The sequence below is a fragment of the Gallalistipes aquisgranensis genome (assembly GCF_014982715.1).
GTDB classification, from domain to species: domain Bacteria; phylum Bacteroidota; class Bacteroidia; order Bacteroidales; family Rikenellaceae; genus Gallalistipes; species Gallalistipes aquisgranensis.
On sequence record NZ_JADCJY010000001.1, the window covers coordinates 2,195,369 to 2,213,696 of the forward strand.

General features: G+C 64.8%; 13 protein-coding genes. 5 read left to right on the forward strand and 8 right to left on the reverse strand.

The annotated features are described in order from the left end of the window. Window positions 1-59 precede the first annotated feature (59 nt). A complete protein-coding gene (locus INF32_RS08885; RefSeq protein ID WP_226387982.1) occupies window positions 60-311 on the reverse strand; it encodes a hypothetical protein in 252 nt (83 codons plus the stop codon). Window positions 312-400: 89 nt separating this feature from the next. Here INF32_RS08885 and INF32_RS08890 point away from each other — a divergent pair, with 89 nt between their 5' ends. The 4 genes from INF32_RS08890 (at window position 401) to INF32_RS08905 (ending at window position 8,944) form a co-directional block, all read left to right on the forward strand. Next, window positions 401-3,565, forward strand: a complete 3,165-nt coding sequence (locus INF32_RS08890) for a SusC/RagA family TonB-linked outer membrane protein (protein ID WP_226387983.1) — start codon at window positions 401-403, stop codon at window positions 3,563-3,565. Between the two features lie 12 nt (window positions 3,566-3,577). Further along, complete coding sequence (locus INF32_RS08895; RefSeq protein ID WP_226387984.1) at window positions 3,578-5,404, forward strand: RagB/SusD family nutrient uptake outer membrane protein; 1,827 nt, start codon at window positions 3,578-3,580, stop codon at window positions 5,402-5,404. A gap of 144 nt (window positions 5,405-5,548) precedes the next feature. Beyond that, the gene (locus tag INF32_RS08900) at window positions 5,549-6,715 is read left to right on the forward strand and encodes a dienelactone hydrolase family protein (RefSeq protein ID WP_226387985.1); all 1,167 of its coding nucleotides are present in this window, start codon (window positions 5,549-5,551) and stop codon (window positions 6,713-6,715) included. Window positions 6,716-6,919: 204 nt separating this feature from the next. Then, a complete protein-coding gene (locus INF32_RS08905; protein WP_226387986.1) occupies window positions 6,920-8,944 on the forward strand; it encodes a polysaccharide lyase family 8 super-sandwich domain-containing protein in 2,025 nt (674 codons plus the stop codon). Between the two features lie 186 nt (window positions 8,945-9,130). On the opposite strand, the gene INF32_RS08910 is transcribed toward INF32_RS08905, so the two are convergent. After that, window positions 9,131-9,958: an alpha/beta hydrolase gene (locus INF32_RS08910; protein WP_226387987.1), complete on the reverse strand. Its 828-nt coding sequence runs from the start codon at window positions 9,956-9,958 to the stop codon at window positions 9,131-9,133. 822 nt (window positions 9,959-10,780) lie between these two features. Here INF32_RS08910 and INF32_RS08915 point away from each other — a divergent pair. Continuing rightward, window positions 10,781-11,350 (forward strand): thymidine kinase, encoded by a 570-nt coding sequence (locus tag INF32_RS08915; RefSeq protein WP_226387988.1) that lies wholly within the window; start codon window positions 10,781-10,783, stop codon window positions 11,348-11,350. A gap of 66 nt (window positions 11,351-11,416) precedes the next feature. Here INF32_RS08915 and INF32_RS08920 read toward each other — a convergent pair whose 3' ends face one another. The 6 genes from INF32_RS08920 to INF32_RS08945 all read right to left on the reverse strand — a co-directional run bounded on the left by INF32_RS08920 (window position 11,417) and on the right by INF32_RS08945 (window position 18,325). Then, window positions 11,417-11,884 (reverse strand): DUF6712 family protein, encoded by a 468-nt coding sequence (locus INF32_RS08920; RefSeq protein WP_226387989.1) that lies wholly within the window; start codon window positions 11,882-11,884, stop codon window positions 11,417-11,419. Between the two features lies 1 nt (window position 11,885). After that, on the reverse strand, window positions 11,886-13,082 hold the full coding sequence (locus INF32_RS08925) for a phage portal protein (protein WP_226388133.1): 1,197 nt from the start codon (window positions 13,080-13,082) through the stop codon (window positions 11,886-11,888). 181 nt (window positions 13,083-13,263) lie between these two features. Next, window positions 13,264-14,496 carry a hypothetical protein gene (locus INF32_RS08930; RefSeq protein ID WP_226387990.1) on the reverse strand — a complete coding sequence of 411 codons (1,233 nt, stop codon included), beginning with the start codon at window positions 14,494-14,496 and terminating at the stop codon, window positions 13,264-13,266. Window positions 14,497-14,535: 39 nt separating this feature from the next. Beyond that, on the reverse strand, window positions 14,536-15,555 hold the full coding sequence (locus INF32_RS12090) for a Clp protease ClpP (RefSeq protein WP_262892968.1): 1,020 nt from the start codon (window positions 15,553-15,555) through the stop codon (window positions 14,536-14,538). A 76-nt stretch (window positions 15,556-15,631) separates the two neighbouring features. Continuing rightward, the gene (locus INF32_RS08940) at window positions 15,632-15,901 is read right to left on the reverse strand and encodes a hypothetical protein (protein ID WP_226387991.1); all 270 of its coding nucleotides are present in this window, start codon (window positions 15,899-15,901) and stop codon (window positions 15,632-15,634) included. Between the two features lie 36 nt (window positions 15,902-15,937). Then, entirely contained in the window at window positions 15,938-18,325 is a 2,388-nt protein-coding gene (locus INF32_RS08945) for a hypothetical protein (RefSeq protein ID WP_226387992.1), read from the reverse strand. Window positions 18,326-18,328 lie beyond the last annotated feature (3 nt).

Genomic DNA, 18,328 nt, shown 5'->3' on the forward strand with positions numbered 1-18,328 from the left:
ACGGAATCCCGTCTCCCCGATGAAAACCGAAGAGGGTGCCTCCGCCGCACCCTCTCTTTTCATGCCTTCTTCCCGTCCGCCGCACAGACAGCCTCCCTGTCCGTGCTCCCTCTTTTTCCCCGCCGCAGTACCAGCCGCCCTCCTTCGGACATACCGCCCGCACCCCGCCTTTCCCCCCATCCCATCCCGGCCTCCCTCACGCTTTTCTCCGCCTCCCCAGCCCGGACATCCGTGGCCCCGCATGTGGAATTTTTCCACACTTCTGTGGAAAGATTCCACCCCGCGCCCCGCACCTCTATTTCCACTATCATATAAAAACCAACACCTTACACTCCGCACATTCTCTGGCACCCCCCTTGCTTCCCTTCTCTCACTACTCAAAAAATCCAAACAGATTCTCATGAGAAAAGAAGCGACATTCATCTCTTTCGGCGGACAGACACGACGGACGGCGGGGCTCGTCCTGCTCCTGCTGGCCTGCCTGTCACTGCCCGCACTGGCAGACGGGGTGACCCCCGGATCCGCCTCGGCAAAAGAAGACCAACCGGCCCGCCGCACCGTCACGGGAACCGTAACGGACGCCCAAGGCAATCCGCTCACCGGCGCCGCCATCGTCGTGAGCGACTCCACCTCGATCGGCACGCTCTCCGACGAAAAGGGCGCCTTCCGGCTCACGGTGCCCGCCCGCTCCACCCTGCTCGTCTCCTTCCTCGGCTACAAAAGCCTGAAGCTGCCCGTCCTGAACCGGGAACGGCTGAAGATCGTACTGGAAGAGGAGGCCGAACAGATGGAGGACGTGATCGTGGTGGGCTACGGCACCCAGGAGAAATCCGACCTGACGGGTTCGATCGCCTCCATCAAGGCCGACGACATCAAGGAGCTCCCGGCCCGGTCGGTCGCCGAAGCCCTCCAGGGCAAGGTGGCGGGCGTCATGGTCTCCAAGACCGACGGCAAACCGGGCAGCGGCTCCGACATCGTGATCCGCGGGGTGGGTTCGATCAACGGACTGAACCCGCTCTTCGTCATCGACGGCGTGGCCGTGGACAACAACAGCAACTACAATCTGAACGACATCGCCTCCATCGAGGTCATCAAGGACGCGAGCGCGGCCGCCATCTACGGTTCGCGGGCCGCCGGAGGCGTGGTGCTCATCACCACCAAGAAGGGCAGCTACAACACCAAGGCACAGGTCTCCTTCACCAGCCGGGTCGGCATCCGCCGCATGGCCGACCGCTACGACCTGCTGGGCACCGCCGACTACATCCGCGTGAAGCAGGAACTCGGCGAGAACTATCCGCTCTGGAGCGACCCCTCGAAACTCCCCGACACCGACTGGTACGACGAAATCTACCGCGACGGCGTGGAACAGAGCTACAACCTTTCGGTCACCGGCGGCAGCGAGAAGTTCCGCTACTACCTCTCGGGCGCCTACGAACGTGAGAACGGCATCCAGAAGAACAACTACTGGGAACGCATCTCGGCCCGCCTGAACGTAGACTACAAGATGAACAAGGCCGTCACCGTCGGGACGCGCATCTATCTGGCCCGCCTGCGCAGCAACCCCTACACGGAGTCCTACCCGTGGATCACCATTCCCTACATGAGCGTCTACAACCCCGACGGCACGTTCGCCGCGGTCCCCGAAGGGGTCGACTTCTCCGGCGGCAACCCCGTAGCCAACATCGCCAAGAACCACCAGAAGGTCTCCGACCTGATGACCAACGCCGACCTCTACTTCGACTGGGAGATCGTCAAGGGTCTGAAGCTGAACGTCACCGGAGCGGCCCAGCTGGGCGGCGGCTACGACGACTACTACGCCGAAGCCAACGACCTGGGCCGTTCGCCCTCGAAGGACAGCTACAACAAGGGGCTGAACTACGCCGAACAGTACACCTTCACCTCGACCCTCACCTACGGCAGGGTCTTCGGCAAGAAACACAACTTCAAGATCATGGTGGGCTACGAGGCCAAGAGCGCCCAGTACGCCGACCTGAGCGCCACGGCCACGGACTTCCCCGTGGACAATCCCCTCTCGTTCGCCCTCTCCACCAACGCGAACAAAACCGCGTCGGGAGCCCTGAGCGAGGACCGCTTCCTCTCCCAGTTCAGCCGGCTGAACTACTCCTTCGACAACCGCTACCTGCTCACGGTCAACGTGCGCCGCGACGGCTCCCCGAAGTTCGGTCCGAAGAACCGCTGGGGCGTCTTCCCCTCGGTCTCGGTCGGCTGGAAAATCTCCGAGGAACCCTTCTTCAAGCGCTGGAACCAGGAGTGGCTCACCTCCGTCAAACCCCGCTTCAGCTGGGGCATCCTTGGCAACGACCAGGCACTCAACAACTTTTCCTACCTGATGGCCTTCCAGAACGTCACGAACCACTCCTTCGACGGCAACTCCTCGGTGGGCGGCTACAACAACATCAAGGTCATCAACGAGGACATCAAATGGGAGTCCATCTACAACACCAACGTCGGCCTCGACCTGGAACTGTTCCGCCACCGGCTCGCCATTTCGTTCGACTACTACCAGCGGATCACCAAGAACATGATCTACGCCATGTCGGCCCCCAACTCCTCGGGCATCACGCAGATGCCCTCGCTGACCACCATGAGCACGATGCCGGTCAACATCGGGCGCATCGACAACAAGGGCTGGGAACTGCTCGTCACCTACCGCAACAACATCGGCTACTTCAACTACGCGATCAGCGGTAACGTCTCCCAGAACCGGAACCGCGTGGTCGACCTCGGCCTGCCCACGGCCTACATCTACGGCGGAGGCGGCTGGCCCAACACGGGCCTCAGCCCCTGCAAGACGGTCAACGGACAGCCCATCAGCCAGTTCTGGGGCCTCCAGACCGACGGGATGATCACCTCCCAGGAGGAGATCGACGCCCTCAACCGCAACGCGCAGGCCCACGGCCACGACTACTACCACCAGCGTCTGACGGGCGTGGGCGACCTGAAATACGTCGACCGGAACGGCGACGGCATCATCAACGACGAGGACTGCACCTTCATCGGCAACCCGTGGCCCACCGTCCAGTACGGCTTCAACATCTCGCTGGAGTACAAGGGCATCGACTTCACGGCCGACTTCACGGGCGTGGCGGGCAACGACGTGATGAACCTGGCCAAATCCTTCACCCAGAGCGTACAGCAGGGGGCCAACACCTCCACCGAAGTCTTCCGCGCCTCCTACTTCCTGGGCAACGGACTGACCGACCGTCCCCGCATCATGGCCTTCGACCGCGACAACGGCAACGCCCCCGTGAAAGACCCCAACTACAACTACCAGCGCTATTCCGACTACTTCGTCGAGGACGGCTCCTACCTGAAACTGAAGAACGTGACCCTCGGCTACACCCTCCCCCGCGAGTGGACCCGCAAAGTGAAGATCGACCGCCTGCGCATCTACGTCACGGGCAGCAACCTGCTCACCTTCACGAAATTTTCGGGTCTCGACCCCGAATTCTCGACCACGGCGAAGACCGCCTACGGCGTCTATTACAACAACACCTATCCGCAGACCCGGATGATCTCCTTCGGGCTGGACATCAACTTCTAAACCGACCGACACATGAAAAAATACCTCAGAACCCTCCGCGTTTCGATGGCAGCCTGCCTCGGGGCCGCCCTGATGACGGGCTGCGGCGACGCCTTCCTCGACCTGAAAGACCCGAACGCCCTTTCGCCGGGCAACTTTCCCACCAAACTGGCCCACATCGACCTGCTGGTCAACTCGGTCTACGGCGCCCAGCACCACTGGCTCTTCCTGGGCAACTACTGGGCCGGTTACGTCATGTACTGCCTCGACCACACCATCGACCTCCAGTTCCACGAGGACCAGTCGTGGGTCGACATCCTCGCCGGCGAGGTGAAGGCGGGCAACAGCAAGGTCACCGACCCCTGGACGGCCCTGAGCATGGGCGTCTACTATTCGAACACGGCCCTCGAGGAGATCGCCGCCTACCGGCTCTCGGCCCCCTCGTCCGAGAGCGGACAGCTCGACAACTACGAGGGGGAGTGCCTCTTCTTCCGCGCCTTCTACTGGTGGCACATGCTCTCCCTCTACGGCCAGCCCCAGATGGACGGGGTCGGCATCCCGATCGTCCGCAAGGTCCCCAAGACGCTGGAGGAGATGTACGTCGGCCGTGAAAAGACGGGCGACTGCTACCAGGCCATCATCGACGATCTGGACAAGGCCGTGGGCCTGCTCACCCAGACCGACAACCACCGCGTGACGGTCTGGTCGGCCAAGGCCTTCCGTGCCAAAGCCTGCTTCTTCGCGGGACAGACCGAACGGGCCAAGGCCGACCTGGAGGACTGCATCCTCAACAGCGGCAAGAGCCTGGAGACGTTCGACCGCTACCGCATGATGTTCAACGGCTACGACCAGTACGAGTACAACAGCGAGTCGTTCTACGAGATGGGCAACAAGGCCGACCCGACCAACGGGGAGGTCTACGGCAAGGTCAACACGGGCTCCACCCTCTCGCTCTACTATCCGCCCTTCTGCATCGCGCCCGACAGCACCCGCACGGCCATGTCCTACGGCAACCAGTACATGCACGACCGCAACCTGGCCCGCTTCGGCTACACCGATCCCGCCCCCCTGTCGTCGGGCGTGCTGAAGTCGGAGCCGCGCTCCGACGGATCGCTCCGCTACTACCTCTCGGAGGAGTACATGCAGCAGCAACAGCGCCACCGCGACCAGCTCGGCCGCGAGGAGAACGGCCCCGATCCCCGGCTCTTCGTCTGCGCCCTCCAGCCCTTCGTGGACGAGGTGCAGATGACCATCGACGGCGTGAACGCCTACCGGAAGGTGGCCCAGGTCGAGTTCGGCAAATGGTGGGAGATGAGCCCCACCACGGGCAACGACCCGGAGACCTTCTACGGCTGGCCCGTGCGCAAGTACAACTACCTCGACGGCCACCTGGCCGACGCCACGCGCAACGTCGCCGGCTACAACATCTACTTCATCCGCCTGCCGGACCTCTACCTCATGTATGCCGAACTGCTGAAGGACACCGATCCGCAGACCGCCCTCGAATACGTCAACAAGGTGAAGCGCCGCGCCTACAACTATCCGCCCGACGCCCCCTCGCCCGTCGACTACACGAGCCTCACCGACCGCACCAACGCCGTCGACCCCGCCGACCACCTGGCCAACGATCCGCTGCTCTACGAGCGCTGGGCCGAATTCTTCGGCGAGATGCGCTGGTGGGAGGACGTACGCCGCCTGCGCCTGGGCAAGAAGGAGGCCGACTACTACAAGACGGTCTCCGGCCCGGGAGCGGCCAAGACCAACATCGTGTGGAAGGATACCAACTACGCCATGCCGATTCCCACATCCGAATTCGAATCCAACCCGAATCCGGCCATGTGCCAGACCCCGGGTTATTGACCAAGGTTCCGTTTTCCACCGAAAGGCCGTCCGCATCCGCCGGGCGGCCTTTTTCAGGATAAAAAAACGCGATATGAGGAATGAAACGGCTCCCAACCCCCTATATTTGCAAATACACAGGCCGACGCCCAGAACCGACTTCCCATGAAAAATTTCCACCACCTTCCGCCAGTCTTCATCCTTTCGCTCCTTCTCCCTTTTCTGACACAGGGAAGAGAACCCTCCGCCAGCCGGAGCGACACGCTGTGGGCTTCCCTGGCCCCCTACTGCACCCCTCCGACCGAATATGCCGGCCGCTACGGCGACTACCGCAGCCCCCTCCGATTCTACGACGGCACCCCCGTGAAGAAACCGACCGACTGGCAGCGCCGCCGCGAGGAGATACGCGAACGGTGGATGACGATGATGGGACCGTGGCCTCCTCCCGTGAAACGGAACGAAATGACGATACTCGACACCCTCCGCAAAGAGCGCTACGCACAGCACCGCGTACGCCTGCGCTGGACACCCGGCGAAGAGACCGAAGGATACCTGTTGCTCCCTTACGCAACCGCCGCCGGCCACCGTACCCATCCGGCCGTCATCACCGTATTCTACGAACCGGAAACCTCTGTGGGGATCGGCGGCAAACCGCACCGGGATTTCGGACGTCTGCTGGCCGACCGGGGATTCGTGGTGCTCTCGGTTGGCACAGCCCGCGCCACCCGCGAAAAGACCTACTCCCTTTTCTACCCCGACATCGACAGCGCCGTCGTCGAACCGCTCTCCATGCTGGCCTGTGCAGCGGCCAATGCACTCGGCTCGCTGGCACTCCGTCCGGAAGTCGACCCGGACAGAATTGGAATCGCGGGCCACTCCTTCGGCGGTAAATGGGCCATGTTCGCCTCCTGCCTCTGCGACGGATTCGCTTGTGCGGCATGGTCCGACCCGGGCATCGTCTTCGACGAATCGAAATCCGCGGTCAACTACTGGGAACCCTACTATCTGGGCTATGTCGCCCCGCCCTGGCGCAAACGGGGCGACATCACGCCCGAAAATCCCGCCTGCGGCCTCTATCCCCGACTGGTACGGGAAGGATACGACCTGCACGAACTGCACGCCTTAATGGCTCCGCGCCCGTTCCTCGTGTCGGGCGGCTCGTGCGATCCCGCCGAACGCTGGATAGCCCTCAACCACACGATCGCTGTAAACCGTCTGCTGGGTTTCGAGAACCGGGTTCTGATGACTAACCGCCCGGAACACTCACCGAACGCCGAATCGAACGAAATTCTTTGCCGGTTCTTCGAATACTTTCTCCGGCCGACCCCCTGATTTCGTTCGCCCCTCCTCCAGTCCACCCTCCCCGGACGTTTTCCCCGCAGTCCATCCTCTCCCTGCATTCCCGCAGCTCGTTTTCCCCTACCCTTTTTCCTCCCCCGGAGCCTCCCCCGTCCCGGAAAACCGCCCGCCTCCGCACCGGCCGTTCCCTTTTTTTCGCTATCTTTGTCCGTCGAACTGCCCAAAAAACTTACCCCGATGCGAAAAACCCTCCTCTCCCTGCTGTTCCTGCTTCCCTGCCTGGCCGCCCGTCCGGCGCAGGACGACTTCGGTAAGATCCGCGAAAGACTCTACGAGATCACCCTCTACCACACGCCCCGCCCGGCCTGCTCCCTCGAAGAGATCATCGCCGCCTTCGACCCGCAGCGGGGCCTCTTCACCGACCTCGACTACACCAACCAGGACCGTGCCCTCTGGCACCCGGGCATCCACTGGCGGCGTCTCACCGAACTGGCCTGCCAGTACCGCCTGCCCGGCTCGCCCCACTACCGTTCGCCCCGCCTGCGCGAGTACATCCTCAAGGGGATCGACTACTGGCTCGCCCACACCGTCGAGTGCGTCAACCGCTGGTGGAACTACATGGGCGTCCCCTACGAGATGGGCAAGGTCTTCATCCTCATGCGCGACGAGCTTCCCGAGGGGCTGATCGCCTCCTGCAAGGAACGCATGCTGCCCGGCGTGCGCCCCGACGCCTACTATTTCCACACGAAAGCCACCGGACAGAACCTGCTGTGGCTCACCACCATCCACATCTACGCCTCGGCCCTCACCGACGACGCCGCAGGGCTCGAACGGGCCTACCGCACGGCCGCGGGCGAAATCGTCGTCACCACGGGCGAGGGTATCCAGCCCGACTTCAGCTTCCACCAGCACGACGCCCAGTCCTACGCCTTCGGCTACGGCAAACAATTCAGCCTCTCGGCGGCCCAGATCGTCTACTCCGCCTCGGGCACCCGCTACGCCCTGCCCGAAGAGAAGATCCGCATCCTCTCCCGCTACCTGCTCGACGGCCAGCAGTGGTGCACCCACGGCCGCCTGCTCGAATACACCGCCATGGGCCGCGAAATCTCCCGCCGGGAGGAGAAGACCGGCGCCCTGGTCACGGCCTGCCGCCTGATGCGGAAAGCCGACCCGTCCCGGGCCGCCGAATACGACCGGTTCATCGCCCAGCTCGAAACCGGACACCGCTCCCGCCCCCTGACCGGCAACCGCTACTTTCCCCGCATCGACCTGATGGTCCAGCACTCCCCCGGCTTCTTCTTCAGCATCAAGGGGGTCTCCGATCGGATCGCCGCCACCGAATCCGGCAACCGCGAGAACCTCAAGGGCTACTACCTGAGCAAGGGGACCCAGTTCATTTCCCGCCGCGGGGACGAGTACGAAGGCATCTTCCCGCTCTGGGACTGGGAGATGCTGCCCGGCTCGCTCAACACCCACAGCGGCAACCCGCTTCCGGTCTTCAAATGGCGGATCGGCACCTGGGGCAACACCCCCTTCGTCTACGGCGTGAGCGACAGCCTCCGCGGCTGCTTCGCCTTCGACTACCGCATGGACAGCGTCACGGCCCGCCGGGGCTGGTTCCTCTGGGAGGACGGCGTGGCCTGCCTCGTCTCGGGGCTCGATTTCGAGACCGTCCACCCGGTCCTCCAGACCCTCAACCAGTGCTACGCCCGCGGCCCCGTCCTCACCGACGGCCGGCCGATGCCCGATACCGATGCCCGGGGCCGGTACCGCACCGTCTGGCACGATTCGGTCACCTACTGCCTGCCCGGCAACCGCGAGGCGCTCGTCTTCGCGGGCCGACGGAGCGGCACGTGGTACGACATCAACCAGTCCATGCCGCAGGACACCGTCTCGGCGCGCCTCTTCTCGCTGGCCCTCGACCTGGGCCGCACCTCCCGCGACGGCTCGTTCCACTGCCTCATCCTGCCCGGCACGGGCCCCGGAGAGGCCACCCCGGCCCGCATCGGACGCTTCCGCGTCCTGCGCAACGACCGGGACGTCCAGGCCGTCTGGAACCGCTCCTGCGACCAGGTGCAGATCGTCGCCTACCGCCCGGCCCACATCGCCCTGCCGTGGAACGGCCGCTCCGTCCGCCTCACGGCCCCCGCCCTGCTTCTCGTCGGCCGCGAGGGCCGCACGCTCCGCATCACCCGCTTCGACCCCTCCACCGGCCGCCGCCTCACCGAAACCTGCCCCCTGAACCGCGACCTCGCCTTCTGACGGGGACCGATATCGCTGTGACGACGAAACCGTCGAAATCCCCCGAGGGAGACAGACAGGACAACCGGAAATCCGCCGATATAGACCCACTGCGGGTACAAGACGCTCCCCGCCGATACCTCCCCATACAAACAGAAGGGCGCCCGGCAATCGCCGGACACCCTTCCGCCTGTTCCTCCGCGCCCTTTACAGCGCCTTCCCTCCCTTGAAGAAGTCGTCGAAGAAGAGCAGCTGGTACAGCACCGCCTGCTTCCAGTATTTCGAGTTGTGCGCCCCGGGCCGCGTGATGAAGTCGTGCCTGATATTCCGGTAGAGCATTCTCCGGTGCAGCTCCTGGTTCACCTCGTAGAAGAAATCCTCCGTGCCGCAGTCCACGATAATGGCCAGCGAACCCGGCTTCACCCGGTAGAGCTGCTCCATCACCGTGTGTTCGTCCCACACCTTCGGATTGCGGTAGTAGCTGCCCAGGCTCTGCGCCATATGCCAGTTCTCGGGGAAGGGCCGTATATCCACCCCTCCGCTCATCGACCCGCAGGCCCCGAACACGTCGGGATGCCGGAAGGCCAGCCACAGCGCACCGTGCCCGCCCATGCTCAGCCCGGCGACGGCCCGCCCCTTCGGATCGGCCTTCGTGCGGTACTTCCGGTCCACGTAGGCGGGCACCTCTTTGGCCACGTAGGTCTCGAAACGGCTGCCCGGATCGACCGGACTGTCCCAGTACCAGCTGTTCTTCGCATCGGGACACACGATAATCATTCCCCTCTGCGAGGCGATCTGCGGCAGCTCGGGTTTCAGCTTGATCCAGCTGTTGTAACGCCCGCCGTGCCCGTGCAGCAGATAGACCACGGGATAACGCTCCCGCACATTCTCGTCATACCCGGCCGGCAGCACCACCACGCACTTGAACGCGGCGTTCATCGCCGCACTCTTCACCTCCACCGTGTCCACCCGCTGGGCGAAAAGGCCGGCCGCCATGAACCACAGGGCCGCCGCCATGCAAATCATTTTCTTCATGCTATCGTCGTTTTTGAGTTAGTTTCCTCTTTTCCGGCCCGTAGGTTCCGGACCCCGTAAAAGTAACCATTTCCCGCGAAAAAGCCCGCCCCCGGGACGATTTTTCACCCCCGGAATCCGCCTCCGGCCCATTTTTTCAATTTTTTTAATAAATTTTTCGGAAAATATTTGCAAAAACCGGAAAGAGCCCTTATCTTTGCATCGAAGTTTTAAGGTTCATTTCAGGTTAGTAGTTTTAGGTTAGTAGAGGAAATCGGAGATCGGGCGTTCTGCCACTCCGCATTTCCTTGTTTTGTTTTCGGATCTTCCCTGATTCCTTCCGTCTTCCCGGAAAACTCCCTGCCACCAGACCGCAGCTCCGGAAACCGTCCGCCCGCCGCCACCCCGGCCAACTTTTCCGATACGGTCCAGCGTCTCCCGCCCGCACCCCCGTCATTCCTCCCTTCCGTTTCCCGCATCCGTCCTTTCCGCTTTTCCCCGTATCCGCCCGGAACACCTCCTCCTTCTCGCCTCCCGTACTCCCCCGCACTCCTTTCCCGCCCCGTATGTTAATTTAATATTAAATTTATTTAAATAATTCCTAAAAAATTTGCATAATCCGAAAACGCCCCTTATCTTTGCATCGAAGTTTTAAGGTTCATTTTAGGTTAGTAGTTTTAGGTTAGTAGAGGAAATCAGGGGGTCCGGCGTTCTGCCGCCCGTGGTTTCCTTGTTTTTTTCCCGCCTCTCCCGACCCTCCGGCAAGTTATCCACAATCTTTCAACCCCTCTTGCCCGTTCCCCTGCGGTTGCCTATCTTTGTTATTCCAAAACCGTCAAACCTATGTTTCTGGAAAATGCCAGCCGCGCCGGCTGGATCGAAGTGATATGCGGCTCCATGTTCTCCGGCAAGACCGAAGAGCTGATCCGGCGGCTGAAACGGGCCAAATTCGCCAACCAGCGGGTCGAGATCTTCAAGCCCCAGATGGACACGCGCTACTCGGCCGAAGACGTCGTCTCCCACGACGCCAACGCCATCCGTTCCACCCCGGTCGACTCCCCGGGCAACATCCTCCTGCTGGCCTCCGACGTCGACGTGGTGGGCATCGACGAGGCCCAGTTCTTCGACGCGGGCATCGTGCAGGTCTGCAAGCAGCTGGCCGACAACGGCGTGCGGGTCATCGTCGCCGGCCTCGACATGGACTTCCAGGGCAACCCCTTCGGACCCATGCCCCAGCTGATGGCCACCGCCGAGTACGTCACCAAGGTCCACGCCATCTGCGTCCGCTGCGGCAACCTGGCCCACCATTCCCACCGCCTGGCCTCCGACGACAAACTGGTCATGCTCGGCGAAAAAGAGAGCTACGAACCCATCTGCCGCCACTGTTTCAACCAGTCCCGCCGGGAGAGATAACGGCGTCCCCGCGACCGCTTCCGCCCCCTGCGGAAAAGGCCGCCCGTTCCGCGGACAGCCTTTCCCTCACAACACCCAATCCCCGAGCAGACGCACCCTGCGGAGCACGTTCCGCTCCGGATCGTACTCCGGGAACTCCCCCGGCGACGACTCGATCCGCTCCACCGCCCGCATCATCAGCGCCTGCGCATCGCTTTTCACCTGCCGCCTGAGCGCGGCGAGCGACCCTCCGTCCACCGCCGTGAAACACTCTCCCCGGAACTGCACCGTCCCGATCGCCCCGCACTGCACGCTCAGCCTCGGCAGCACCAGCCACTTCACGTAATGGGCCAGCGGCGCCTTCACGTACCCGTCCAGCAGCTCCGCATAGCGGCCCTCCAGCATCGCCCCGCAGAGCCCGCCCAGTACCGGACGGACGAACTTATACTGGGCCGTCACGATCGGGGCCTCCCCGATCAGGCTCCCGTCCACCGCCTCCGCACCCCGGAAGGCGATCTCCGCCACCTCGTGCGGCGTCATCAACAACCATCCCATCTCAATCTATGTTGCGCAGCGCATACTTGGTGATCTGGGCCACGAACAACTGCTGCTGCGGATCGTCCGGGTCGTACTCGAGCCCGTCCGCCCGCCGGGCCTCCCACACCTTCATATAGAGCGGCTTGGAGCGGGTCGGCGGACGGTTCACCACCTGCAGCGACGAGGCGTCCACCCCCAGCACGCGCCTCACCGCCTGTCTCAGGGGCTCCATCAGCTCCTCCTGCTCGGCGAGGATGACCGTGTTGAGCGCCACCTCGTACTCGTGCAGAATCCGCTCCGCGTCGAACCCGGCCGCATAGTCCAGCCCGCTCAGCGAGCGGAACCACGAATGGGCCACCACGATATCCGAAGTCGCCTGCTCGTGGAGCGCCTTCCAGTCGCCGTCGTTCTCCGAGGCGATCGGCACGAAGGATGAACCCGAAGCCCCCTCCGCATCCCGCACCATGAACATCACCTGCCCCGGACTGCCTCCGAACCTGCGTTCCGCCCGCCGGACCAGCTCCTCGGCCTCGGCTTCGCTGTCCACCCCCGCATCGAGGGTCATCACCCCCGACAGCTGGAAGGAGTTGTCCAGCCGGCTGATGTTCCAGCGGTCGGTCTTGTAGGCGATCGCCGAGACGTTCAGCCCCGCGATGTAGGGCGGCACCCCGTAGTTCTCGAACAGCGGCTCGTAATCCTTGTAGTGGATCACCGACCGCAGCGTTCCGTCCGCCGCCTCCCCGAAGTCGGGCCACAGCGGCAGACGCACCGCCTCCGAAGCCCGGTAGTGCGCCCAGTCGTGGTGCAGCAGCACGTGCCGGCGGTCCTTCGCCACCCGGCAACGCGAGGCGTCCTGGTGGAACAGCGAGAGGAATCCGCCCCGCCCGTCGGTCACCACCTCCGCAAAGGCGTTCCCGAACAGCGCCTTGTCGAAGGCCAGCTTGTTCAGCAACTGCCGCAGCGACTCCCCCGTCCCGTTCACACACCCGGCCAACTCGCCCAGCTCCGGCACCCCGGGGTCGAACGCAAACCCCTTGCCCGAAATGTAGTCGGCCTTGTCGTTTATGATCCTCCGGTGGGTCGCCGAACGGCGCGACAGGAGCGCCAGCGCACACGGGAAAAGATTGTCGTCCCCCCAGCGCCAGAAATCGTCCGACCCTCCGGTCACGCGCCCCAACACGATGAACGGATCGCGCCTCCCTTCCGTCACGAACATCCTCACCGGCCTCTCCGCCGCCCGTCCCGGCCTCTCCGTCCCGCAGTCCCGCCCCCGGCTCCCGCCGCCGGGCAGACCGCATCCTTCTCTTCTCTCTTCCATATCCGAACCCGTAAAAACAAGGAGCGCGCCCGCCCGCGGCACGGTCCCGCCGCCCCGCCGCAGACACGCCCCCCGGCCCCTACGCCGTCACCTTCTGCACCTCTCCGTTCACATACTCGACCGACACCTGCACCCGGACGATCCCCTCTCCGGCGACCGTTCCCGTATAGATGCCGTCCGATTCCGTCAGCGCCACGGGCTCCCCCGCCGGGTTCCCTTCCGCGTCCAGCCCCGCGGCCTTCACGCCGGCCACCAGCGAGCGGCCGGAGAGAAGTTCCACGGAGAGCTCTCCGCCCGTTGCGGTCACGCCCTTCGTGTCGCACGCCAGCTCGGCGCTCCCGAAGGCGAACGCCACCAGCTCCGGCAGCAGGTAGTCGCACCCGGCCATGAAGACGGCCCTCTGCCGGTTCTCCATCAGGTCGGGGTTGTACCACATCCGCACCTCCGTGCCGGGGAAGTCCGACGTGTTGACCGCCAGCGCCAGATTCCTGCGGTCGGTCAGCAGCGCGAACGACCGCGACATCTCCTTCTGCCGCTCCAGATACCCCGACAGCTGCACGTCCACCACCGGAATGCCCCGGAACATCAGCCCCTCCCGACCCTGCTGCCGGGCCAGGAAAGCCGACTCCAGCGGCATGTCGTCCAGCGCCTCCTCGTATCCCGCATAGACGTCCGACGTGACGAGGAACACCAGGTTCCCCTCCGGGCGGACCGCCCTCAGCGCCCGGGGAGCATCGTTCCACAGCTGCCGGAGCACCAGCTCCGCCCAGCCCGAATTCTCGCTCTCCGGCATCCGGAACCCGGGCACCGCCTCCTCCCCGTCGCCCAGGTCGGCCGCGATCTGCTTCAGGAACCCGTCGAACGTGTCGAGTTCCCCGTCCCGCTGCGTGTCCCCGAGCCACATGGTCGCCCGGATGCTCTCGGCGATCGCCTCCCGGAAGAGCTTCGTCTCGGCCGCCTCCAGCTCCGTGCCCGAGAGGTCGTCGAGGTTCACCTCCGACCGGTTGGTGATCAGCTCGTACACCATGTTGAAATAGTCCTCCGCCGAATAGCCCGCCTCGGCCTTCACCTTCGCCAGCCGTATCGTCTTCTGGAACTTCGAGGCCGGCTTCCCGCCGTTCCACCCGGCTGCGGTGTATTTCTGGAGGATGTCGCCCTCCCGTTTCCAGAAGTGGAGCACCGTGGGTACGGGCATGTTGTACATCACCCGTATCCCGAGCTTCTCCGCATCGGGGCCGCTCAGCATCGGCCTGAAAAAAATCGTCTCGAGCTCCTGTCCCGCGTAGCTCTTCGCCTGTTCTATCCTACTCATCGTCTTTCTCTTTTTTTACCGGACTTTCCGTCCTCCGTTCTACCTGAAACCTTTCGCATCCTGCTCGTACGCCTCCTCGTTGGCCGCCCGCCGGAACTCGTGCACCGAGGGGTCCTCCCTCGGGCGGGTGCACGAAGCCCCCGCCCGCAGCCGCGCGTTCTGCACCTCGAGCTCCCCGATCCGGTCCCGCAGCCGCGCCAGCTCCTCCCGGTGCTCCGCCTCAGCCCGATCCCGCTCCCCGGCCAGACGGCCGATCACCCGGTCCCGCTCCGCGAGCTCCTCTCCGATCCGGCGCATTCCGCTCTCGTCCAACACCTTTTCCTTCCCGGCCTGCCACCCGAGCAGCTCCAGCAGCGCCGTCCATGTCCTCCTGCCGTTCGCCTCCCCGCCCGGCCGCTTCCCGTTCCGTTCCGCACCCGGAAGCTCCGGCAGCCCCAGCTCGGCGACCGCCCGCGCCGCATCGTTCCGCAGCGGCTCCCCCGCCACGATCCGGTCCGCCAGCCCGGCCTCCACCGCCTCCTGCGGCGAGAGCCACCGGCCGTTCCCTCCGTTCTCGCCCATCAGTTCCTCGAACCGCTCCGCCTCCCGGCCCGAACGCCGGGCGTAGAGCTCCGCGATCCTGCGGTCGGTCTGTCTGAGCAGTTCCACCGCCTCTCCCAGCGCCCGGGCATTCCCCTCCCGGCACGACACCGAATCGTGGATCAGATAGAGCGCATTCGACGAAATCTCCCGCCGTCCCGGCGAAGCCGCCTGCGCGATGATCGTCGCCGCCGAAGCCACATACCCGAAACAGCGCGTGGTCACCTCGGCCTCCAGCCCCGCCAGCGCATCGTGGATCAGCAGCGCGTCGTTCACGTCGCCCCCCGTCGACCGTATATTCACCTCCACCTTCGGGGCCCGGATCGCCCGCACCGCCTCCAGCTGTTTCCGGAAGGCCCCGTAGGTCGCCACCCGGTCCTCTCCCCGGCCGGGCTGGGCCTTCTCCGGCACGCCGATCACGCCTTCCACGTCGATCCGCACCACGCCCGCGTCCCGGTTCTCGATTTTCAACTCTCCCATCGTCATCCTTTCGTTTGTTGATCCGCAGGGCGAATATAGCGCTCCGCCGCCCGCAGACGTTTCCACATTTTCCGTCCTACTCCCAGTTCACGTCCCGGTAGTAGTAGACACACTTGCGCACATACTCGTAGGAGCAGGCGAAACGCTCCGCCGCCTCCCACATCGCATCCGTCTTGCCCGCACCCCGCTCCGTCCGTTCCCTCACGTACTCCCTCACGGCGAGTATCCGGCACCGCGAGAAGTCCACGACCCCCATCCGGATCAGCTTCCGCGCCACCTCCCGCGCGGAGAGCTCCCCGCAGCGGCTTTCGATCATTCCGACCAACTGGTTCTCATACGTCGTCATACCACCCTGCATTTTTTTCGTTTCACATCGTCCTCCTCACACCTCCCGCACGAACACGCACCGCGTCGGCCCGCCGCCGGGCACATACCCGTCCACGCTCTCCAGCCGGAACAGCCCGCTCTCCCCGCCGATCCCCAGCCGGAACAGCGCCCTGAAATCGCGCATCAGCCGGTCGGGCACCAGCAGCGCCTCCACGTCCTGCGGCTCCAGCCTCAGCCACACGGTCACCCGGCGGCCCCGGTCGCACCGCCGGAAATCGAAGTCGTAGAAGCGGTGCAGCCCCTCCGCCCCGTCCCGGTCCTCGAACAGCAGCGACACCGCCTCCCGGCCCTCCTCCGCCGTCCGGTGGAACGCCACCTCCGGATACCCGCGCCCCTGGCCGGGCCACCCCCAGAGCTGTCCCTGCGGCAGTTCCCTCATACCGAGGTAACACACGAACTTGGCCGGGAAGTTCACGCTGCCCTCCGCCTTCCGCGCGGCCCGGTCGCCCGTCTGGAGAATCCCCGCGCCGGGAGCCTCCGCATAGACCCCGTCGGCCACGACGGAGGCCGTCGCCATCGGATTGCGCTCGATCCCCTCGCCACGCAGGGCGAACCGGTTGCGGATCTCCGCGCTCCACGACCCCAGCACCTCGCCGTGCTCCGTGTTCCACTGTGCCACGGCTCCGTCGCCCTCCTGGTAGCAGTAGGTCGTCACCCGGTGACGCTCCTCCCCCATCTCCGCGATCTCCACGCCCCGGCCGCGGTCCACCTTCCCGCTCCAGTCCACCACCACATCCTTCCGGTAGAAGTCCCGCCCGGGCTCGATATACACCGTCCGCGTCCGGTTGTCCGTGTAGAAACGGAGGTTGAACAGGTGCTGCACCGCCTCGATCACCCGTATCTGCCGCACGCGGTGCTCGGCCACGATGTCGAACGTCACCGTGCTCCCCTCCCCGGGATGCGCCGTGAACCGGGGCCTGAGGCGCGTATGCCGGCTCAGCGTCATCTTCATCCCCGGCTCCGGGCCCGCGAAGACGATCCGGTCGAAATACTTCGGCTGCGAGGGAAGCAGCCGCTCCGGCCCGCTACACACCGTCAGTTCGATCTCCGTCCGGCCCCGCTCCGCCACGTGACCGTCGTAGAGGGCCCAGTCGCCCCCGTAGGGCACGAACGCCCCCTCCTCCTCCACCCACAGCACGGGATTCGACAGCCTCTCGTCCGTGTAGGTGCCCACCGCACAGCTCCGCGCCGCGAACTCGGCCGCCACCTCCCGCCGGAGCGTCCCCGCTTCCGGATCGCCCACGTCGTGCGTCAGCCGGAAGCGCTGCCCCTCCGCATAGCCGAACACCACCAGCAGGTAACCGAACCCCGCCGCATACTCCTCTCTCCGGTCCGCATTCCGGTTGGCGATCCGGAAGCGCCGGAACTCCTCTCCCGGGAGCTTCACCCGGTCGATTCCTGCCAGCTCCTCCCGCGAGGCGATCCACGTGTCGGTCGTGTAGCGGAGACGGTACTCGAACCCCAGCACCGCCTCCTGCGGCGGACGGAACAGGGCCGTCCCTCCCTCGCAGCTGAAACAGCCGCCCGTGTCGAACACCCCGTCGACCGTCGCGCCCTCCGACTCCTCCTGCGGATCGGCCGTCTCCACCAGCGCCCCCAGCGAGTAGGCCGAAGCCGCCTGCCCCGCATAGACATACCCGAACCGGTCCGTCTCCGCCTCCGCGTCCCGGAAGCGCCCGGCCAGGAAATCCATCCGTCCGCGCAGCAGCCCCACGTCGTGCACGATATAGTTTCCGCTCAGGTAGAGCGAATCGAACAGGGGGCTCCCGAAAAAGTCGGAGACGATCCGGTATCCCGCCTCGGCCATCATCCGCTCCAGCAGCGACCTCACGTGCAGAAAGGGGTGGTAGTCCTCCACCGTCAGCATCCTCACCGGCTCCACCAGACTTCCCTCCGGATTCTCCGTCATCGACTCCCGCCGCTGCACGGGGAGGAAACGCACGGGCTGCCCCCACGTCCAGCTCGCCGCGATCGTCTCCCCGCCGAGCACCTCCCGAAAGCCGATGCCCAGCTCCCGGAGCATCCGCTCCGCCGCCTGCACGGCCCAGCGCTTGCCGGGTCCCACGATCTCGAAACGGTACCACACCCCGCCCGGGCCCCGCTCCACCCCGCACAGCCGGAGCGCCCCCTCGACCAGCCGGCAGCCGTCCTCCTCGATCCGGGCCTCGTGCACCTGCTGGTTGAAGAACACCCCGCCCGCGATCTCCTCCGCGTCGCCCACGATCTCCCGGTTCCTGCGTGTCGCGGGCGCCTTCACCCGCTGGCGGAACCCCTCCCGGCCGCCCTCGTCGAGCCTCGTCAACCACTCCTCCGACAGCGACACCGACACCGGCTCGCTCAGATCCATATCGGCCTCCCGGCCGTCGATGAAAAACCTTACCATACC

Excerpts from the sequence above, each read along its gene's own strand:
- INF32_RS08885 (WP_226387982.1), bottom strand. The coding sequence starts at position 311 with ATGATAGTGGAAATAGAGGTGCGGGGCGCGGGGTGGAATCTTTCCACA.
- INF32_RS08890 (WP_226387983.1), top strand. The coding sequence starts at position 401 with ATGAGAAAAGAAGCGACATTCATCTCTTTCGGCGGACAGACACGACGG.
- INF32_RS08895 (WP_226387984.1), top strand. The coding sequence starts at position 3,578 with ATGAAAAAATACCTCAGAACCCTCCGCGTTTCGATGGCAGCCTGCCTC.
- INF32_RS08915 (WP_226387988.1), top strand. The coding sequence starts at position 10,781 with ATGTTTCTGGAAAATGCCAGCCGCGCCGGCTGGATCGAAGTGATATGC.
- INF32_RS08900 (WP_226387985.1), top strand. The coding sequence starts at position 5,549 with ATGAAAAATTTCCACCACCTTCCGCCAGTCTTCATCCTTTCGCTCCTT.
- INF32_RS08925 (WP_226388133.1), bottom strand. The coding sequence starts at position 13,082 with ATGTTCGTGACGGAAGGGAGGCGCGATCCGTTCATCGTGTTGGGGCGC.
- INF32_RS08940 (WP_226387991.1), bottom strand. The coding sequence starts at position 15,901 with ATGACGACGTATGAGAACCAGTTGGTCGGAATGATCGAAAGCCGCTGC.
- INF32_RS08930 (WP_226387990.1), bottom strand. The coding sequence starts at position 14,496 with ATGAGTAGGATAGAACAGGCGAAGAGCTACGCGGGACAGGAGCTCGAG.
- INF32_RS08905 (WP_226387986.1), top strand. The coding sequence starts at position 6,920 with ATGCGAAAAACCCTCCTCTCCCTGCTGTTCCTGCTTCCCTGCCTGGCC.
- INF32_RS08945 (WP_226387992.1), bottom strand. The coding sequence starts at position 18,325 with ATGGTAAGGTTTTTCATCGACGGCCGGGAGGCCGATATGGATCTGAGC.
- INF32_RS08910 (WP_226387987.1), bottom strand. The coding sequence starts at position 9,958 with ATGAAGAAAATGATTTGCATGGCGGCGGCCCTGTGGTTCATGGCGGCC.
- INF32_RS08920 (WP_226387989.1), bottom strand. The coding sequence starts at position 11,884 with ATGGGATGGTTGTTGATGACGCCGCACGAGGTGGCGGAGATCGCCTTC.
- INF32_RS12090 (WP_262892968.1), bottom strand. The coding sequence starts at position 15,555 with ATGGGAGAGTTGAAAATCGAGAACCGGGACGCGGGCGTGGTGCGGATC.